Genomic DNA, 20,292 nt, shown 5'->3' on the forward strand with positions numbered 1-20,292 from the left:
CGTAACGGGGCACACGTGGGGATCGCGCTGGTACTGGGCCTGAGCCCGCTGGCGCCGGCGCGTGCCGCCGTGCAGTTGGACAGTATCGAGATTGCCGGCGACGACACCTCCGGCGATGTGACCCCGCCGGGCGTGACCACCCTGGGCAAGCTGCCACTCACGCTGCGGGAAACCCCGCAGTCGGTGAGCGTGATCGACCACGAGCGCATCGAGCAGCAGAACCTGTTCAGCCTCGACGAAGTGATGCAGCAAGCCACCGGTGTGACGGTGCAACCCTTCCAGCTGCTGACGACTGCCTATTACGTGCGTGGCTTCAAGATCAACGCGTTCGAGCTGGACGGTGTGCCGGCGATGCTCGGTGAAACCGCCGGTTCGCCCCAGGACATGGCGGTGTACGAGCGCGTCGAAATCCTGCGCGGCGCCAACGGTCTGCTCCACGGCAGCGGCAACCCGGCGGCCACGGTCAACCTGGTGCGCAAACGCCCGCAAAAGCAATTTACCGCCAGCACCACCCTCAGCGCTGGCAGTTGGGACCGCTACCGCGGCGAGGTCGATGTGGGCGGGCCGTTGACGCAATCGGGCAACGTGCGTGGCCGAGTGGTGGCCGCTTATGAAGACCGCGACTACTTCTACGACGTCGGCAAACAAGACACGCAGTTGCTCTACGGTGTTACCGAGTTCGACCTGAGCCCCGACACGCTGCTGACCCTGGGCGCGCAGTATCAGACCATCGACCAGGTGACCAATATGGCCGGCGTGCCGATGGCCAAGGATGGTTCCAGCCTGCACCTGCCGCGCTCCACCTACCTGGACGTGGACTGGGACCGCTTCAAGTGGACCACGCGCCGGGTGTTCGGCGCCCTTGAGCAGCAACTTGATCACGACTGGAAAGCCAAAGTCGCCGCCGAATACCAGGACGCTGACTCCAGCCTGCGTTACGCCGGAGCGTACGGCGCCATCGATCCGCTCACCGGCGATGGCGGGCACTTGATGGGCGCGGCGTATACCTTCAACAGCACTCAGAAGAGCGTGGATGCGTCGGTCGATGGGCCTTACGCGTTGTTCGGCCGCAGCCATGAATTGCTGCTGGGCAGCAATTACAGCCAGGGCGAAACCGAACAGCACAGCGCCCAGTTCACCACGCCGTTGAATGTGCCGGTGAATGTCTATCGCTGGGACCCGAGCAGCGTGCCCAAACCCGGGATCAGCGCCTACACCTCGCCGGGCTCGACCATCACCACCTCCAAAGGCGTTTACGCGCTGACTCGCTACAAACTGCTCGACCCGTTGACGCTGGTGATCGGCGGCCGTGCCAATTGGTGGGACCAGGACGCGCCGACCAGCCACTTCAAGCCCGGCCGGGAAATCACCCCGTATGGCGGCCTGATCTGGGACTTTGCGCAGAACTGGTCGTGGTACGCCAGCTACGCCGAGGTCTACCAGCCGCAAACCGGGCAAACCTGGAGCGGCGATCTGCTCAAGCCGGTCGAGGGCAAGACCTACGAAACCGGCGTCAAGGGCGAGTTGGCCGATGGCCGCTTGAATGTGTCATTGGCGGTGTTCCGCATCGATCTTGAAAACAACCCGCAGGTCGATCCCGAACACCCCGGCGCCGGGCCGAACACCTATTACATCAGCGGCGGCAAAGTGCGCAGCCAGGGCTTCGAGCTGGAAAGCACCGGCTACATCACGCCTGAGTGGAACGTCTCCGCTGGTTACACCTACACCACCACCGAATACCTCAAGGACACCAACAACGCCTCGGGCGAACGCTACGCCGAATTCACCCCGCGCCACATGGCGCGGGTCTGGACCGAATACCAACTGCCGTGGCAAGAACATCGCTGGAGCGTCGGCGCCGGCGTGCAGGCGCAAAGTGATTACGCCACGCAATCCGGCGCAGTGACCCTGGAGCAGGGCGGCTATGCCTTGCTCAACGCGCGCGTCGCTTATCGCATCGACGAGCATTGGACCGCCGCGGTGAACGGCAACAACCTGGCCGATCGCAAGTACTACCAGAGCCTGTCCAACGTCAATTGGAACAACCGCTACGGCGAACCGCGCAGCCTCAACATGACCTTGCGAGGTACGTTCTGATGCTCGGCGCCTGGCCGTTGCGCATCGGCCTGGCGTTGGCCGGCAGTCTGCTCAGCAGCCTGCAACTGGCGGTGCTGCTGGCGCGGCATTATCCGTGGGGCGACGGCCTGGAACGGCTGTATGCCGGGGTGTTCCTGGGGCTGGGCTTTCTGGTGACGGTGCTGCTGTGGTCGCTGCTGGCGCCGGATCGGCCGCGTGTGGTGTATCGATCCAGCGCCTGGCTGCTGCTGTTTACGCCCTGGCTGCTATGGGATGGAACCTGGTCATGAAACTGATGGGAGCCCCGAGGGCGCTGGTGCAGCGCGTACATGCCGGGATGGGCGCGGTGTTTGGCGTGGTGCTGTTTGGCATCCTGCTGACCGGCGCCTGGAGCATGGCCCATGAAGACTTGCGCGCCTGGTTTCGCGGGCCTTCCGCGTTAAGCCATAAGCCGGCGATGGCGGTGGAACAATGGCTGGAGGTCGCGCGTGAAAAGGGCATGGCGCTGGACGAATTGCGCATTCGTTTGCCCGACAGCCACCACTCGGTGGTCGAGCTGTGCGCTTCGCCTGGCGATTGCAGCGTCGCGCTGGACCCGGCCAACGGCCGTGCGGTCGCGTCGGGCGATGCGGCCGACATCCTGTTCAATCTGCACAAAAGCCTGTTCATCGGCTTCCCCGGACGGGTGCTGATCAGCCTGCTGGGCGTGGTGTTGCTACTGATGATCTGGGCCGGCAGCGCGTTGCACAGTGGGCGTCTGCAAGACCTCAAGCGCTTGCGCCGGGACCGTGGCGCGCGGGTGTTTGCCCATGACCTGCACAGCCTGATCGGGCGGTGGTGCGGGCCGTGGTTGCTGCTGTTCGGCGTGACCGGCGCGCTGTCGGGCCTTGGCGCGCTCGGCACGCTGGGCCTGGCCGGGCAGGCGTTTCCAGGCGCACCGCAGCAGGCCTTCATGCACTTGCTGGGCGCGCCGCCGCAGGTCAGCGCGCAGGCAAGTGCGGCGCGGGTCGATCTCGATCAGCTATTGCGCGAGGACGCCGCTGCTCATCCCGGGTTCTTGGCGCAAAACCTCGCCTTGCACCGCTGGGGCGAACCGGGTGCCTGGGTTGAAGTCAGCGGCATCCAGCAAGGGTTGCCCAGCACCGCGGTATTTGAACGCCATGCCTACGCAGGCGCTGACGGCGTGGCGGTGGGCACCCGCAGTGCCAGTGGGCGCGGCCTGTGGTTGCAGGCGTTCATCGCGGTGCAGCCGCTGCATTTTGCCGATTACCGCTGGGTGCCCTATGGCGGGCCGCTGCTGCGTGCCGTGCATTTCGCCATGGCGTTGGCGGCGGCGGTGCTGGTGCTCAGCGGCTTGTACCTGTGGCTGGAACGCAGGCGCCTCAAGGCGGGCGCCGGCTGGCAGGTGCTGTTGCGCCTGGTGGTCGGCGGTGGCGGCGGGTTGCTGACGGCCACCGCCGTGTTGCTGTGCGCGGGGGCGCTGGGCAGCGGCGCGTTGGCGGGGTGGTTCTGGGGCAGTTGGCTCGCCAGCCTGTTGCTGGCGTGCGTGATGCCGCCGCGCCGTCAACCGCTGCACCTTTTGTTGGCGGTGGCGGGCCTGGCCTTTGTCGCTGCGGGCGGGGTGCACATGGTGGGGAGTGTGAGGCAGGGCGGTCTGCCGCTGTGGCCCATCGACCTGGTGTTGTTGCTGTGCGGTGCGAGTGCCTTGTGGGCAGTGCGCCGGTTGATTTCTTTTACGCGTGCGGCACGGGCTGCCGACGCCAACGTTGCCTGATGGGAGAGTTGTGATGCTGGAACTGTTGAAACACTGGCGCATGGTGCTGACCTTCGCACTGCTGTACCTGTCCCAGGGCATTTGCTTCGGCATTGCGATGGACGCCTTGCCGACCCTGCTGCGCCATGACGGCGCTGCACTCCATGCGCTGGCCTTCCTGCCGTTGGTGGGCTTGCCGTGGGTGATCAAATTCATCTGGGCGCCCCAGGTGGATAACCACTGGAGCCCGCGACTGGGACGGCGGCGCAGCTGGATCATACCGATGCAGGTGCTGGTCTTGCTGTGCATCGTCACCCTGGCAAGCATCGGCCTGAGCGTGGCCACCGCAGGCGTGGCCGTGGGCCTGTTGATTGTCGCCTCGCTGGCCAGCGCCACGCAGGACATCGCCACCGACGGCATGGCCGCCGAGTACTTCACCGACAACATGCTGGCGCGGATCAACGCCATTCAAGTCGGCGGCACCATGGTCGGCTTTTTCGTTGGCGGCGCCGGCACCTTGTTGCTCAGCGGGGCTTTGGGGCAAACCACGGCGTTCAGCCTGCTGGCACTGGTGCCGTTACTGAGCCTGGTGTGCGTCGGCTGGCTGCACGTGGCCCCCGCCAAAGACACACAACCGGACGTGGCGCATGCTTCGCTGTGGCGGTTTATCAAGCGCCCGAAAGCGCTGGCGCTGGTGCTGCTGGCGCTGTTGTCAGCGATGACCTCGGTGTCCGGTTTCGGCTTGTCCAAACTGTTCTTGAACGACGCCGGCTGGTCGTTGCAGGCCATCGGCCAACTGGGCATGAGCGGCGGCATGGTCACTGTCGTCCTCGGTTGTGGCGGCGGCGCCTGGCTGATCCGTGTACTGGGGTTGTGGCCGACGTTCATGCTCGCGGTCGGCATGGCCGGTGTGGCTGCGTTGACCTGGCTGTTGCAAGCCACCGGCATGCTCGCCACGCAAACCGGGCTGATCTGGCTGGCGGTAGGCCTGGGCTCGTTTGCCACCGGTGCGACCTCGGTGGTGATCATGACCGCCTCCATGGCCTTCGCCGCCCAAAGCGATCAGGCGGGGACAGACATGACGGCCGTGCAAAGCACGCGGGATTTGGGCGAGATGCTGTCCTCGACCTTGCTGGTTGGCTTGACCGCGCAGGCGGGGTATAGCGGCGGGTTTCTAGCGGGAATGGTCATGGCCGTGCTGGCGCTGCTGGTGGCGTTGAACCTGTCGCGCCAGGGTAGGCGGGAGAGCGTTGCGGGTTGAGGCGCCAGGTTGAGCGTCGCGTGGTGCAGGCGGCTGGCGGGCCGGTTTTGCCCTTGGCGGTGACGCTGTCACGGTGGCTGCCGGCGCTGATAGTCTGTCCAGGCACTCAATGTGCGCTCACGTCACCGCATCAGGCTTTGCCTCAACTGACAGGTGCACGCCTAATCCGTAGAGCGCTCCGCCGGCAATGATGAACAGCGCCAGCATGTAAAACATGTGGTGAGCCGGTTGTGTCGTCAGCATCACGCCACACAGCACCGGGCCTAACGCTGCGCCGACGTTGCTGAGGTTTTGCGCGGCGTAATACATGCCTCGCAGGTGATTCGGCGCAATGGTGTCGATAAACATGTATTCAGCCGGGAATACGATGATTTCACCCACGGTGAAGATGGCCATGGCGATCACCCACACCGTCAGCGTGCTCGACAGCGCAAAACCGCCCAGCCCGACGATGAACAGGCTCAGCCCAGCGGCCAGCCACAGGTTCAGGTGCTTGTGGGTAATCCGTTTGCCGAGGCTGTATTGCAGGCAGATAACCATCAGGGCGTTGGTCGCCACGACGGCGCTGATAATGCGGTAGGCCGTCTGCGGGTTGCTGGTGACTATCAGGTATTGCGAGAGGTAGGCGGTGAACTGGCCGAAGACCACCGCGCTCAGCACCCCGCCCAAGGTAAAGCACACCAGGCGGTAATCGCGCAGCAGCAGTTTGCCGACGGCCAAAAATGGAGTGGTTTGCCGGCTTGCCTCGGCCGTTGCCAGGCCTCTGTCGCCCCACACGAAGTAGACAAAAAAATAGCCGGTTCCCAGTCCCGCCGACAGCAGGAACGGCAGGCTGATGTCCAGCGCGGCCGCGCCGGCACCGAGGAACGGCCCGACGGCGTAGCCAATATTGGTCAGCGTGTACTTGATCGAAAACACCTCACTGCGCTGATCAAGTGGGAGCAGGCTGGCAAACCCGGCTTTCACCGCGGTATCAATGACCGCATAGGCCAGGTTGATTGCCACCAGGCACGCATAAAACAGCCCGAGACCGGACGCGATGAAGGCGCCGAGAAAACCTGCCGTGAAGACGGCGCAGGCCGTAAGGATGAGCCGGTAACTAGACAGGCTATCGACCAGGAAGCCGCCATACAGGCTCAGCAGTGAGCCGATGATCAGCGTGCTGCCGATCACCAGGCCGACATCGGCAATGCTCAAGCCAAAGTGGCCGGACAAATAAATCACCAGGTAGGGCAGCGTAATGGCCCGGGCGAGGGTTAACACCAATGAAGCGCACAGCAGCAGATTGAGGGTGGCGGGATATTTTTTAAGCGTGGCGAGCATTCGAGCCTCATCGTCCATTTATAAGGTGCAAGCGTGGCAAGTCGCTCGTCCGGATCGACGCAGCTTACTGTTGATCTGAATTCTGATTTAGGATGCTTTTTATCAAAACGCACGAACTGAATTCATGAATAAGGCACGCGTATGTTTTCCTCCGAGCGCTTGAAGGGTATCGATGTGTTCGTCTGCGTCGCGCAGTACGGCAGCTTCACAGCGGCCGCGGAGAAAATGAACCTGACGGCGTCTGCCGTGAGTAAAGGCATCGCCAGGCTGGAAAATCGCCTGGGCGCACGACTGTTCCAGCGGACCACGCGCACGTTGGCGTTGACCGATGCCGGTGCCGCGTTTCTGCGTACCTGTACGGGGGTGCTGGCCGATCTGGAAGACGCCGAGCTGTCGCTGCAAGCCGAAAACACCGAGCCTCGCGGGCGCGTGCGCATCGACTTGCCAGGCCCATATGGGCGCGTGCAGGTACTCCCGGTGCTGCTGCCGTGGCTGCAGGCGCACCCGTTGGTGGTGCCGCATATTTCCTTCTCTGACGGCCATCTCGACCCGTTCAAGGAGGGCGTGGACATTGCACTGCGCATTGGTGACGGCCACGCCTGGCCGCACACGGTGGAGCATCGGCTGCTGACGCGTGAGTGGCACGTGTTTTGTGCATCGCCGGCGTACCTGGCTCGCCATGGCACGCCGTTGTCCGACCGCGACCTGGAGCAGCACCAGTGCATTGCCTATGGCTGGGTGGATGGACGCATCAGCCCTTGGCGCTACACCGGCGAAGACGGCATCACGCTGCACAGGCCACTCACGCCGCAGCTGGTGGTGGGCAATGGCGAAGGGCTGGTGATGGCCGCGTTGGCGGGCTGCGGTATCGTCCAGTTGCCATCCTGGCTGGTCAAGCAGCAGTTGCAGGACGGCGCGTTGGTCGAGGTACTGCCGCAACTGGCGACGCCGGGGTTTGAGGTCACCCTGGCCTGGGTCAAAAGCCGGCAAAACCAGCCCAAGGTTCGCGTGGTGCTGGAGGCGCTGATTGCCGGATTGAGTGCGCTCGAATGACCAGTGGCTTTGCGGCTGGCCACGAATGCGCGATTGGCTGACACAAGATTGATCCTGATCAGGTGACCTGCCTGGCAGCGCCTCTAACCTTATGCTTCCATCAAAGGCCAGGGAGGGCTCAATGAGTGCCTCGGGTCGCGTATTCTCAAGGAAGAGTCAGCTATGCGGTCATTGAAGATCCTGTTGTTATCGTCGGCGTTCAACGGTTTGACCCAGCGCGCCTGGCTGGACTTGCGCCAGGCGGGTCACGCGCCCAGCGTGGTGCTGTTCACCGATGCCGCCACGGTGTGCGAGCAGGTTGAGGCGTCAGGCGCCGATGTGGTGATCTGCCCGTTTCTGAAGGACCGTGTGCCACAGCAGCTGTGGAGCAACCCGGAACGCCCGGTCGTGATCATCCATCCGGGGATCGTCGGCGACCGCGGCGCCAGTGCGCTGGACTGGGCCATCACCCGGCAGGTCAGCCGCTGGGGCGTGACCGCCCTGCAGGCGGTGGAGGAAATGGACGCCGGGCCGATCTGGTCGACCCGTGAATTCGACATGCCGGCCGACGTGCGCAAATCAGAGCTGTACAACGGCCTGGTCAGTGACGCAGCCATCGATTGCATCCGCGACGTGGTGGCAAAATTCGCCCGCGGCTTCGTCCCGGCACCGCTTGATTACACGCAGCCCACCGTCATCGGGCGATTGCAGCCCAACATGACCCAGGCCGACCGCAGCTTCAGTTGGTTCGATTGCGCACGCTTCATCAAACGCAACATCGACGCCGCCGATGGCCAACCCGGTGTGCTGGCGAGCATCAGGGGCGGGCAGTATTACGTGTACGACGCGCACCTGGACTCACGCCACGGCACGCCGGGCGACATTCTTGCGGTACAGGACGACGCGGTGCTGGTGGCGGCCGGCGATCACAGCCTGTGGATCGGCTCGCTCAAACGCAAAGCCCAGCCCGGTGAGGAAACCTTCAAGTTGCCGGCCCGTCACGTGCTGGCCGAAAAACTCGCAGGCATTCCCGTGCTGGACAGCACCCTCGCCAGCCAAACGTGGAATGAACAGGCCTATCAACCGATTCGCTACCGAGAGTCAGGGCCTGTCGGCGAACTGACGTTTGAGTTCTACAACGGCGCCATGAGCACCGAGCAATGCCAGCGTCTGGTGGCTGCATTGCGTTGGGCCAAGGCGCGAGACACCCAGGTGCTGTTGATCAAGGGCGGGCGTGGCAGCTTTTCCAACGGCGTGCACCTCAATGTGATTCAGGCCGCCACGGTGCCTGGGCTGCAAGCCTGGGCCAACATCCAGGCCATCGACGATGTTTGCAAGGAGCTGCTCACGGCCCGGCAGTTGGTGGTCAGCGGCCTGACCGGCAGTGCCGGAGCCGGCGGCGTCATGCTGGCGCTGGCGGCCGACATCGTTTTTGCCCGTGAGGGTGTGGTGCTCAACCCGCATTACAAAACCATGGGCTTGTATGGCTCCGAATACTGGACCTACAGCCTGCCACGTGCCGTCGGCAGTGAAGTGGCGCAGCGACTCACGCAAGAATGCCTGCCGATCAGTGCCGACCAGGCCCGGCACTACGGCATGGTTCAGGCCATCGGCCCACGGTGCCCACAGGCATTTGGCCTATGGCTCATGCAACAGGCGACCCGCGCGCTCGACGATGAGCACTACGTGCTGGCGCGCGCGCGCAAGGCAACGATGGACCTGGATCAGGTGGAACGCTGTCGCGAACACGAACTGGCACAGATGCAGCAAGATATGGTGCACAACCGCCAACAGTTCGCCGAGAAGTGCCGCAACTTCGTGTTCAAACGCAAGACGTGCCAGACCCCGCAACGCCTGATGGCGCCATGGGCAGTGGCGCGCAAGGTGGCGTTGGTTGGTTGAGGGGTTGCAGGTTGTGATCAGAGGCTGTCGGGATCGCCAAAAAACATCTGAATCCGCGAGCGCAACCAGCGCTCTCCCGGATCGTTGTCCTGCGAGCCACGCCAGGCCATGTGCAATTCGAACGAGCGTACGGGCAACGGCGGGTCTTCTGCGCGCAAACCGCCCGCTGAGGTCAGCGCCTCGGCGGCGTAGTCCGGCACGGTGGCCAGGATATCGGTGCCGGCCAGCAATGTGCCCAGGCCGTTGAACTGCGGCACGGCTAGGACCACGTGGCGTTTGCGGTCGAGTTTTTCCAGCTCTTCATCAATAAATCCGCTCAGGTCGCCGGCGAATGACACCAGGGCGTGGGGGCGGGCGCAAAAGTCATCCAGGCTCAGCGAGCCGGGCACGCTGTCGGCGCGCAGCAGTTTCGGCAGGCTGCGGCGCAGGACCTTGCGCTTGGCGTTGGCCGGCAGGTCGGCGGTGTAGCTCACGCCGATGGAAATTTCGCCGGAGGCCAGCAGACCCGGCATCAGGATGTAATTGACCCGGCGCACCACCAGCACGATGCCCGGCGCTTCGGCGCGCAGGCGTTTGAGCAACTGGGGGAGCAGGGCGAATTCGACGTCGTCCGACAAACCGATGCGGAACACGGCCGTGCTGGTGGCCGGGTCGAACTCGGCGGCGCGGCTCACGGCGGTGGAAATCGAGTCCAAGGCCGGGGAGAGCAGGGCGAAAATCTCTACAGCGCGGGCGGACGGCTCCATGCTGCGCCCGGTGCGCACAAACAGCGGGTCATCGAACAGCCCGCGCAGGCGCGACAACGCCGCACTGATGGCCGGCTGGCCAAGGAACAACTTCTCGGCGGCACGGGTCACACTGCGCTCATGCATCAAGGTTTCGAATACGATCAAGAGGTTAAGGTCGACACGACGCAGGTCGTTACGGTTCATCTTGTGTCCTGGAAGAGTCAGCGAGCTTGACGAGAGCGGCCACATGTAAACAATGACCGGCATGAATCTTACGGGGAAAGGCTGGTACTCTGCACCGGCTAATTGAGTTTTCCTACAAGATCTGGGGTCCATTCCTCAGTTGCGGAATCAATGGCAGGCATGTCGACTATTAACGGCGACCGGTGGTCTTACCTGGAAAGCCCAGATAGAGTTCATGGCATTAGAGGTTACTTTGACGAGGTTTGCGATGTCCCGCACGATCCGTTTTCACAAGTTTGGTCCGGCCGAGGTGCTCAAGTGCGAAGAGCATGTAGCCGCGCTGCCCGCACCGGGCGAAGTGCAGGTGCGTGTCGACGCGATTGGCATCAGTTGGTATGACATTTTGTGGCGCCAGAACCTGGCGTCTTCCCATGCACGTCTGCCTTCGGGCCTTGGCCACGAGATGGCCGGGGTGGTTGTAGCCCTCGGCGACGGCGTGGATGACTTGGCGGTGGGCGATAAAGTGGCCAGTTTTCCGGCCGAGAGCCCCAATGATTACCCGGTGTATGGCGAACAGATCGTCCTGCCCCGTTCGGCCTTGACCCGTTATCCGGACGTATTGAGCCCGATTGAAGCCAGCGTGCACTACACGCCGCTGCTGATTGCCTACTTTGCCTATGTGGACCTGGCGCGGGTCAAACCCGGCCAGTTTGCCCTGGTGACCGACGCCAGCCACTGCGCCGGCCCCTCGTTCGTACAACTGGGCAAAGCCCTGGGTGTGCGGGTGATTGCCGCGACCAAAGACAGCGCGGAGCGTGAGTACCTGCTGTCCCTCGGGGCAGAAAAGGTGATTGTCACCGAAGAACAGGACTTGCTCATGCAGGTCAACAAGTTCACCGACAACCGCGGCGTTGACGTGGTGTTCGATGGCTTGGGCGGTCCGCAGATGTCGTTGCTCGGTGACGTGCTGGCACCGCGTGGCAGCCTGGTGCTGTATGGCCTGCAAGGCGGCAACCAGACACCGTTTCCGGCGTGCGCAGCGTTTCAGAAGAACATTCAGTTCTTTGTGCATTGCATCGGCAACTTCACCGGCAAGCCGGAGCTGGGCATCATTCAGGACCAGGTGGCCTTGCAGCGTGCGCTGCGTGATATCAACCAACTGACGGCCGACCGCGTACTGGTGCCGTTGAAAACGACGGTGTTTCCATTCAATCAGTTCGTGGAAGCGCACCGCTATATGGACGAATGCCCGTGTCGCGAACGCGTTGCGTTGCAGGTTGAAGCTGTTTGAGGTGTAGGAATATTCGCAAATGAGTCATCCGAGCCCTGGGCGTATGAGACAAATGCGCCATTTAGCAGGGCTTAACCCGCGCGTTGCATGAAACGCGCGAGCGTCTGTCGGTCCTGTAAACGATACCTTTGCCCCTGCCGCCGCCCTGATTTTCAGCGCGGCGTCTTTGTGCGCGCGCTATTTACGCGGCAACGGATAATTATCTGAACTGGTTTTCGACCGGCTTCTGTATCTGTTAATCATTATTCCAGTCCTGATAATTGAGTCTTCACGTTCAACTCAAGGACCGAGTAATGATTGATACTCTGATACCCCAGCAGGCAGTCCCTGCAACTACCCACGATAATGCAGCAACTGCCTGGACCCGAGGATGCGGGTACTTTCCAGGCGAACCTCAATCGATAAACCAGCGGAGGTCAAAGTTAGAAGATTTTTATGTGTCAGATTCATCTTCTAGTTCAAGGATAAATGAGTGTAGGGGGCCGTCGGAGCATTCCTAGGATTGCCGCATTGACGGCCTGGACGCCTCACGCACGGCCTGTTGGCGCAATGGATGCTCCAACGGTGCGCCGGTGCATATTCCATGTCGATTAATTGCAGAGTGCTAGTGTTTATTTATCGCGAACACGGTAGCGCGGGCACCCCTTCTTACAGATGCAATAGACCGGGCAGTGCGTCTCGGTAGTTGCTTGAAACTGATATTTCAACTCAGGTAGTAGAGCTATGAGCGCTATTCACGAACAAGCTATGAATTATGTTTACCAGCAAGTACTGCAACGGCTCATCGGGCACTTCAATCGTGCAGAACGTACAGCACTTCAATTGTTGATACAGCGGATTGTCGTTGCCGCTGGCGGTATGGAGCAGGTGGGCGATTACAAGGTGCTGGTGGCCCATGGCGGCGGTGAGGTGAGCAGCTACACCCTGGCGCTGTTGCGTGCCGCGCAATTGAGCATTGCCGGCCGCGCCCCCAGGACGTTCCAGCTGCGGGTGGCCACCTTGCGTCACAGCGGCATGACCCAAGGCACGCTCGACACGCTTCACCGCGGCTACAGCCAGTTGTTTTTTCACGACGACCCACGGGTTGAACTGCTGATGGTGGAAAACCATCAGGTGCTGCCTTTCAACCACCAGCGCCCGGCCTCCGCCACTGGGCGCGAGGTCAGCCAGCGCAACATGCTGATGATGGGGCATCTGTCCTCCGGTGACGTTCGCGCAACACTGTGCAACGAGACCTATCTGGCCCTGGGCGACTTCTACCAGCGCGTCACCGCCTGGGACGGTGGCGTGCATGCATTGGTCAGCGGCGATTGCGCGCGCAAGCAGGGCCAGTTGCTCGCCTGGCTGAAAAAGACCGCCCAGGCCGCGGGCGTTCAGGTTCCTGCGGGCAGGCCCGCGACGCTCAATGGGCTGTTCGGGCGCATGGATCAGTGGAGTGACGACATTTATCGCGACTTGTACGGTGAGCACTATGTGGCGAAGAGCGACACCAGCCCGGGTGGCCACCGCCACCTCGCGTACATCGGTATCGCCGACCTGCTGGATGGCATTGACCGCGGTTGCGCGCCGTTGCTCACCGAGTTCATGGCCTATAACCCGGACCCATTGGGCTTTCATCTGAGTCATCCGACCTTTGCCAACCCAATGTTGATGGCGCACCTGCGCGGCCTGCAAGCCGAGAGCCTGAGGGCGCTGGATTACGAAGCGGGCGTCGAAGGGTTCATGCTGCAGGCAGCGAATTACTTGCGTCGTCGACAGGTGTGCGAAGCATTGATCACCCAAACTGTCAGCCGTGAAGGACGTGCCGTGTCGGCCCAGCACGCCCAGCGGTTTTTCGGCCTGGATGAAGGCCAGTTGATCTGTCTGCTGTTTTCGCCTTTTATCCACCACGGTGAGCGGCTGGAAGGTTATTTGCGCCAGTGCCACTCGGGCATGCTGGTGGCGCTGCCGGAACTGCACAAAGTGCTGCAGGGCAAGCCCGCTGCCGAGATGTTGCAGCAATGGGTCACCGACGCCAGCGGGCTGCCGCTGCCGTTGCTCCAGCATCTGTACCGCAAGCGGCCAATGCCGGGCGGCCCTGGCAGTACCGCTCGCGGTTGTCGTCAGGAACGGTCGACGCCCACTGCCGACATGGCCTTGCAGCTGTCCGGGCGATGACCCTGCGTGGCGTGCGGCAGGCGGATTTCGCCTATCAGGCGGTGTATCGCTACATGATCAACCTGATTGACGAGGTCAGCAGCGATAGCCGGGTGAAGCTGCCGTCTCTGCGCCAGTTATCCCAACGCCTGAACGTGTCCATCTCCACCATCCAGTACGCTTACTCGCTGCTGGAGAAAGAGGGAAGGGTGTACTCAGTGGCCAAGTCAGGCTATTACGCCTGGCCGCTTGCCGGCAGCACATCGACGTGGCCAAGCGGGGATTTGCTCGAGCGCCTCTATGTGGCGGCGCGACGCCCGGGCATGGTCGTGCTCAGTGGCGATGAGCCTGCCTTGTTGGCCTCGCTGGACAGCACGCTGTTGCGCCTGGAGCGGGAGCTGGTGCGCCAGTACCCGCACCACTTGCAGCCCTGGTCCCAGCCATGTGGGGTGTGGGAGCTGCGCGCGGCGCTGGCGGCGCGTTACACGTCGTCGCCGACGCGCTGCTGGCACGCCGACGATGTGTATATCGGTGCCGACCTGCGCGGGGTGCTTGATATCCTCATCGAGGTGCTTGGCCTGCCCGGTTCTACGGTGATTATCGAGTCGCCCTGCGACTGGCTGATCCTGCGCCTGCTGCAGGATGCCGGCATCCGCCTGCTCGAATTGCCCTGGGCGCACGACGGCAGCCTCGACCTGGTGTCGCTTGAAGGCCTGCTGCGCGACGAGCGCGTGAGCCTGGTGCTGCTGTCATCGACGGTCAGCCAGCCCTCCGGCGTGGCGATGGCTTTGCGCGATCGCCTCAAGGTGGCGCAATTGCTCGACCAGCATGGGTGCTGGCTGTTGGAGAACGATACGTGCGGGGAATTGAGTTTCAAACCACCCCACACGGCCTTGCGCGATCTGGTGAACCCGGAGCGGCTGATGGTGTTTTCCTCCTTCGAGAAAATTCTCGGCCCAGAAGCGCCGTTTGGCTACGTGCTGTCCCGGCACATGAGCAGCCAATTGCAGCGCCAGTTTCTGCTGCGCTCGTTCCGGTTGTCGTCAATTCGTCAACGCGCGATTGCCCGCCTGTATCAGAGCGGGCAGATTGATCAGCACCTGCGCACCCTGCGTCAGTTGCTGCGCGAGCAAGCCGGGGCAATGAGCCAGCTGCTCGAGCAGCATTTGGGCGATCAAGTGACTTATCGGATGCCCGCCGGCGGCGCGACCTTCTGGTTGGGTTCGACCCAGGCAGTGGATATGCGCCAGGTGTTCCAGTATTTGCTGGCCCGGCAGGTGGTGGTGGCGCCCGGCGAGTTGTTCAGTGTCGGCGGCCTGCACCATCAGCACATGCGTTTGAGCCATACCTTTCATGGGCAGCCCAACCTGGAAGTTGCGCTGGTGGCACTGGCTGATGCCCTGCGGCAGGCACAAACAGGCTAGATGCGTGAAATTTCTCTGAGTTTTGTAGGATCGATACCGTCGCGTAGTAGTCCAACTCTCAGTAAACTGTCGTTTTTTCCAAATCCTTCTTTTCGAGGTTCATGCATGACTATCAGTCCTTTTGCGGGCAAGCCGGCGCCAGCTCAGTTGCTGGTGGATATCCCGCGACTGGTCACGGCCTACTACACAGGCCAGCCTGATGCAGCGATCTCCACCCAGCGCGTGGCTTTTGGCACCTCCGGCCACCGCGGCAGCTCGTTTGAGCTGAGCTTCAACGAGTGGCACGTGCTCGCCATCAGCCAGGCCATCTGCCTGTATCGCGAAGCCCAGGGTATCAATGGTCCTTTGTTCGTCGGCCTGGATACTCATGCGCTGTCGACACCGGCCGGTGCCAGTGCGCTGGAAGTCCTGGCGGCCAATGGCGTGCACGTGATGCTGGCCGAGGGCGATGAATACACGCCGACCCCGGCAATTTCCCACGCCATCATCTGCTACAACCGCGGCCGCACCACGGGCCTGGCCGACGGCATCGTGATCACGCCGTCGCACAACCCGCCGCAAAGCGGCGGCTACAAGTACAACCCGCCCAATGGCGGCCCAGCCGATACTCACGTCACCAAGTGGATCGAAGCCAAGGCCAACGAACTGCTGGCCAACAAACTCGCCGGGGTCAAGCGTATCACCCACGCCCAGGCGCTCAAGGCCGATACCACGCACCGCCACGATTACCTCAACAGCTACGTGGCCGATCTGGTCAACGTGATCGACATGGACGCCATCCGCAGCGCCGATTTGCGCCTGGGCGTCGATCCGCTGGGCGGCGCAGGGGTGCGCTACTGGTCGGCGATTGCCGAGCATTACCGCTTGAACCTGGACGTGGTGAACACTGAAGTCGATTCCACCTTCCGCTTCATGAGCGTCGACTGGGACGGCCAGATCCGTATGGACCCGTCCTCCAGCTATGCGATGCAAGGCTTGATCGGCCTCAAGGAGCGGTTCGACGTGGCCTTCGCGTGCGACCCGGACCACGATCGCCACGGCATCGTCACGCCGTCCGGCGGCCTGCTGGCGCCGAACAACTACCTCGCGGTGTCCATCGATTACCTGTTCCAGAACCGCCCGGACTGGCGCGCCGATGCCGCCGTGGGCAAGACCGTGGTCAGCAGTGGCTTGATCGACCGCGTGGCAGCGCGTATTGGCCGTCGTCTGTACGAAGTGCCCGTAGGCTTCAAATGGTTTGCCGATGGCCTGTTTGAAGGCTCCCTGGGTTTTGGCGGCGAAGAGAGCGCCGGTGCCTCGTTCCTGCGCAAGGACGGCACGGTGTGGAGCACCGACAAGGATGGCTTGATTCCGGCCCTGCTGGCGGCGGAAATGACCTCGCGCAAAGGCCAGGACCCAAGCCAGATCTACCGTGGCCTGACCGACGCACTGGGCGAGCCTTTCGCGATCCGCGTCGACGCCAAGGCCACCCCGGCGCAGAAAGCCTTGCTGGGCAAACTGTCGCCGGAACAGGTCACGTCCACGCAGTTGGCCGGGGAAAGCATCCAGCAGATCCTCAGCCATGCACCGGGCAATAACCAGGCGATTGGCGGTTTGAAGGTGATGACCGAAAACGGCTGGTTTGCCGCGCGCCCATCGGGCACCGAGGACATCTACAAGATCTACGCCGAGAGCTTTGTCGGCGAGGATCACCTCAAGCAACTGGTGGAAGAAGCGCAGGTGCTGGTCGACGGCGCGATCAGCCAGTAATCACGCCATACCCGATGTGGGAGGGGGTTGTTCCCTCCCACATTTTCAGGTTAACGAACGTCACTTCAAGCCAGATCGACCAGCACGATCTCGCTGTCCTCAATCGCCATCACCCGTAACAGTTGCTCATCCTCAACCGCCACGCCGTCTCGAGCTTGCGCACGCAAGCCATTGACTTCAATCACGCCCGTCGCCGGCACCAGGTACGCGCGGCGCCCGCTGTCCAGTCGATACTCGGCACTTTCGCCCGCTTTCAGGTTGGCCGCCACCAGACGCGCATCAGCGCGGATGCGCAGGCTTTCGCTGTCACCGGCCTTGCCGCTGGCCAGGGTCACAAAGCCCTCGCGATCTCCCTGGGGAAAGGGTTTGGCGCCCCACGAAGGCGGCAGGCCGGCCTCGTTTGGGATAATCCAGATCTGGAAAATTTTGGTCGGCGTGGCCTCCAGGTTGTATTCGCTGTGGGCGATCCCGGTGCCGGCACTCATCACCTGCACATCGCCGGCCTCGGTACGGCCCTTGTTGCCCAGGTTGTCGGCGTGGCTGATGGCGCCTTCGCGCACGTAGGTGATGATTTCCATGTCGCGGTGCGGGTGCTGCGGGAAACCCGTGCCCGGCGCGATAATGTCGTCGTTCCATACCCGCAGGTTGCCCCAGTGCATGCGCTTGGGGTCGTGGTATTGGGCGAATGAAAAATGGTGATGGGCGTCAAGCCAGCCATGATGGGCGCCGCCCAGCGTGTTGAAAGGTCGAAGTTCGAGCATGAGGGTCTCCTGTTGATGGAGGCCATGATCCGCCAGTGCATGATCGATAAAAAGCGTAAAAATTGCCGTATTCTCATCCAATTATTCGATTGGTTACAGGCGTTTCAACTTTCACTTCATCGCCTAACTGCATGACGTCAAAGCAATTGGCTGGAACTGAGCGCCGATTCCGGCGACCATGGCGCCTTCGCCAAAACCAACCTCATCGCTGGAGTCCGCGTGCCGCAACAAACGCCTGATTTGCCCCCTGAGCTTCGACCTCTGGCAGAAATGCCGCTGCTGAAACGGCTGGCCGCCCGCTTGTTTGGCCACGGCCTGACGCGTTTACGTGCGCAGCATCGGTTTTCCTGGCTGCACGGCCAGGCTGACGGATTTCGCAGCGGGCACGAAGCCGGTGTGGAATATGGCTATCGCGAAGGCAAGGCTGACGGAATAGAAGAGGGCCGTCAGGTATTGCTGATCCGTGACTTCCGGCCCGATGAGCACAAGGCGCCAGGTGTGGATGACAGCCTGTTCGACGACTGGCGGCTGCCGCTCAGCGCCGACGTGAAGAAGCGCATGAAGGCGGATGTGGCGCGTTTACTGCCGGCCCATGCACAGCCGAGCAGCGCGCAATGGAAAATGATCTTCAGCGACACGCCTTCGACGTCGGTGATCGCCGGTGCCGGTGCTGGTAAGTCCACCTCTCTGGTGCTGCGGATCCTGTTGCTCACCCATTACCTGGGCTTTGAACTGAGCTCGATGACCGTGGTGACGTTCACCCGCGAGTCGCGCAAGGACTTCATCAACAAGCTCATGGAAATTCTCAGCCTGTGGGGCCAACCCCTTGGCAGTAAAGAAGCCCAGGCCGTGGTGCGTACCTTCCACTCGCGCATCTTGCCGATGGTGCGCAGCTTGCCCGGCTTTGAACGGCTGCAGGCGTTCGAAAACCTCAGCAGCGGCGTCGAGGACGCGGACAGCAACCCATTCGACCTGCGCATCGGCGACGCCCAACGCCAACAGATGAATGCCTGCTACCACCGGCTGCACGGCCGGCACGAGCGTTTCCGTGAGCTGATTGCACCCTTGGCCCGTCATGGCCTGCAGCTCAAGGAGCTGGAGCGTGATCATCCGGATGTGCAAAAGCGTATCGCCGTGACCGAGCTGGCCGCCAAGCGTGATGAAGAACTTTGCGATGTCATCGAAGACCTGTGGTTTCGTGCGGGCGCCTGGCCGATCAAGGGCATTGAGCCGAGCCGTCAGACCTTTGAGATCAATGGCGCGCAGTTTCACTGTCATGGCTATATTCCGCAGCTGGACGCCTGGGTGATGCTGGGCTTCGATTCACGCGAAAACGCTCAGATCAGTCGGCCGAATTCGAAGCTTTCGGTGCGCGCCGAGTGGGCAGTAAAGCGCACACTGTTTCAAGCTTTCTGTCGTAAACCTATGATTTGGCTGGATAGTTATGAATCTTACAAGCGTCTATTAAGCAGCTTGGCCGGCGATGCTACCGCAGGGCCGGGCTTCGATTACAAGGTCAAAGGTGAACTCGCCTCGGCGCCACTGCTGGACAGCTTTGTGATGGCTGCCGGGTTCATCGAGAACCTCGGCCTGGACGTGCCGACTGCCGTGGGCCAGATGAGCTTTGCCAAGGACGATCCCGACCGGTTGTTTTTTGAAGCCCTGAGCATCTTCTGGAAAGCCCTGGAAGATCACCTGCTCGATCAATCGCCGCCGATCATGACCTACAACCGGATGTTTTCGCTGTTCGGCGAAAATACCCCGGAAAATCTCAAGCTGCTCAGCGATCCGTTGCTACGGCCGATGTCGCACTTGATGATCGACGAGTTTCAGGACGTGTCACCGCAGATCGTGTCGTGGATTCGCGCCAGCCTGCGGGAGATCCGCGCTCGCGGCCCGGCGATGCACGTGGGCCGCGGCGCACAGCGTTCATCCTTGCTGTGTGTGGGCGATGACTGGCAGTCGATTTATGGCTGGCGCGGCAGTTCGCCCCAATACTTCATGGCGTTCAACACCGAATTCCCGTCGCCGAGCACTACCCGCGTGATGCTGAGTGAGAACTACCGCAGCCACCAGCACATCATCGACGCCGCCGAGCATATTGTGCGCGCCGCCCCGGCAATCCCCGGCAAAAAAGCCAAGGCCAGTGGCGAACCCAAGGCATTGGTGCCCGTGACGGTGCTTGAGCGCGACGACGCTGCGTTGGCTCGGCAGTTGCTGACGCACTACCAAAGAGGCGAATCGGTGTTAATGCTTTATCGAAAAAGTAGCGATAAGTTATTGATTCAGGAACATATTCAGTCTGTAGTTAATGCTGATTCTAGCTTGCCGTTACCGGACCGCAGGCTGAGACAGCTGACTTATCACAGCGCCAAAGGGCTACAGGCCGATGCGGTATTTCTGCTGGGTGATTGTCAGCATGTGACCAGCTCGCCCTACAAGAATCAGGTCTACCGCATGGCTGGCCTGGGCAAGGACGGTGACAGCGAGCCGTATGACGCTGCCCAAAAAGACGAAGTGCTGCGTCTGGCCTATGTCGGTATCACCCGAGCGGTAAGCCATTGCTATTGGTACGTGGAAAAACCGGAGGGCCAGGGCGTGAATGTGCCCAGGGCTTCGGAACGGGTAGATGGCAAGAAAGCGTTTTTTGACGACCAGCGCGGCCAGTGAGTG

The 20,292-nt window shown here is 62.0% G+C and carries 14 protein-coding genes; 11 read left to right on the plus strand and 3 right to left on the minus strand.

Going from position 1 to position 20,292, the window contains the following annotated elements; genetic code table 11:
• Positions 1-21 precede the first annotated feature (21 nt).
• Genes FPT15_RS10150 through FPT15_RS10165 form a run of 4 tightly spaced genes read left to right on the plus strand, consistent with a single transcriptional unit; the run spans position 22 to position 5,090 of the window.
• Positions 22-2,097 carry a TonB-dependent siderophore receptor gene (locus FPT15_RS10150; protein ID WP_218570661.1) on the plus strand — a complete coding sequence of 692 codons (2,076 nt, stop codon included), beginning with the start codon at positions 22-24 and terminating at the stop codon, positions 2,095-2,097.
• The gene (locus tag FPT15_RS10155) at positions 2,097-2,366 is read left to right on the plus strand and encodes a hypothetical protein (RefSeq protein WP_145160526.1); all 270 of its coding nucleotides are present in this window, start codon (positions 2,097-2,099) and stop codon (positions 2,364-2,366) included. Before FPT15_RS10150 ends, FPT15_RS10155 begins: the two co-directional genes overlap by 1 nt.
• Positions 2,363-3,850 carry a PepSY domain-containing protein gene (locus tag FPT15_RS10160; RefSeq protein ID WP_256676413.1) on the plus strand — a complete coding sequence of 496 codons (1,488 nt, stop codon included), beginning with the start codon at positions 2,363-2,365 and terminating at the stop codon, positions 3,848-3,850. Before FPT15_RS10155 ends, FPT15_RS10160 begins: the two co-directional genes overlap by 4 nt.
• 13 nt (positions 3,851-3,863) lie before the next feature.
• Positions 3,864-5,090 (plus strand): RhtX/FptX family siderophore transporter, encoded by a 1,227-nt coding sequence (locus tag FPT15_RS10165; protein WP_145160528.1) that lies wholly within the window; start codon positions 3,864-3,866, stop codon positions 5,088-5,090.
• Positions 5,091-5,207: 117 nt separating this feature from the next.
• Here FPT15_RS10165 and FPT15_RS10170 read toward each other — a convergent pair whose 3' ends face one another.
• A complete protein-coding gene (locus FPT15_RS10170; RefSeq protein ID WP_145160529.1) occupies positions 5,208-6,413 on the minus strand; it encodes an MFS transporter in 1,206 nt (401 codons plus the stop codon).
• Positions 6,414-6,554: 141 nt separating this feature from the next.
• On the opposite strand from FPT15_RS10170, the gene FPT15_RS10175 reads away from it, so the two are divergent.
• The gene (locus tag FPT15_RS10175) at positions 6,555-7,466 is read left to right on the plus strand and encodes a LysR family transcriptional regulator (protein WP_145160531.1); all 912 of its coding nucleotides are present in this window, start codon (positions 6,555-6,557) and stop codon (positions 7,464-7,466) included.
• Positions 7,467-7,628: 162 nt separating this feature from the next.
• Positions 7,629-9,347, plus strand: coding sequence for a hydrogenase maturation protein (locus FPT15_RS10180; RefSeq protein WP_145160533.1), 1,719 nt, complete (start codon positions 7,629-7,631; stop codon positions 9,345-9,347).
• Positions 9,348-9,364: 17 nt separating this feature from the next.
• On the opposite strand, the gene FPT15_RS10185 is transcribed toward FPT15_RS10180, so the two are convergent.
• Positions 9,365-10,279 carry a LysR substrate-binding domain-containing protein gene (locus FPT15_RS10185; protein WP_028616088.1) on the minus strand — a complete coding sequence of 305 codons (915 nt, stop codon included), beginning with the start codon at positions 10,277-10,279 and terminating at the stop codon, positions 9,365-9,367.
• A 247-nt stretch (positions 10,280-10,526) separates the two neighbouring features.
• Here FPT15_RS10185 and FPT15_RS10190 point away from each other — a divergent pair, with 247 nt between their 5' ends.
• The 4 genes from FPT15_RS10190 (at position 10,527) to pgm (ending at position 16,858) form a co-directional block, all read left to right on the plus strand.
• Complete coding sequence (locus FPT15_RS10190) at positions 10,527-11,549, plus strand: zinc-dependent alcohol dehydrogenase family protein (RefSeq protein ID WP_106578091.1); 1,023 nt, start codon at positions 10,527-10,529, stop codon at positions 11,547-11,549.
• Between the two features lie 723 nt (positions 11,550-12,272).
• Complete coding sequence (locus tag FPT15_RS10195) at positions 12,273-13,706, plus strand: hypothetical protein (protein WP_145160534.1); 1,434 nt, start codon at positions 12,273-12,275, stop codon at positions 13,704-13,706.
• Entirely contained in the window at positions 13,703-15,109 is a 1,407-nt protein-coding gene (locus tag FPT15_RS10200) for a PLP-dependent aminotransferase family protein (protein WP_145160536.1), read from the plus strand. The genes FPT15_RS10195 and FPT15_RS10200 overlap by 4 nt, the downstream gene beginning before the upstream one ends.
• Before the next feature lie 105 nt (positions 15,110-15,214).
• Positions 15,215-16,858, plus strand: coding sequence for a phosphoglucomutase (alpha-D-glucose-1,6-bisphosphate-dependent) (pgm, locus tag FPT15_RS10205; RefSeq protein ID WP_106578094.1), 1,644 nt, complete (start codon positions 15,215-15,217; stop codon positions 16,856-16,858).
• A gap of 65 nt (positions 16,859-16,923) precedes the next feature.
• On the opposite strand, the gene FPT15_RS10210 is transcribed toward pgm, so the two are convergent.
• Complete coding sequence (locus FPT15_RS10210) at positions 16,924-17,619, minus strand: pirin family protein (protein ID WP_145160538.1); 696 nt, start codon at positions 17,617-17,619, stop codon at positions 16,924-16,926.
• A gap of 219 nt (positions 17,620-17,838) precedes the next feature.
• Between FPT15_RS10210 and FPT15_RS10215 the strand changes: the two genes are divergently transcribed.
• On the plus strand, positions 17,839-20,289 hold the full coding sequence (locus tag FPT15_RS10215; RefSeq protein WP_145160540.1) for a UvrD-helicase domain-containing protein: 2,451 nt from the start codon (positions 17,839-17,841) through the stop codon (positions 20,287-20,289).
• Positions 20,290-20,292: the final 3 nt, after the last annotated feature.

The sequence above is a fragment of the Pseudomonas sp. RGB genome (assembly GCF_007713445.1).
GTDB lineage: Bacteria > Pseudomonadota > Gammaproteobacteria > Pseudomonadales > Pseudomonadaceae > Aquipseudomonas.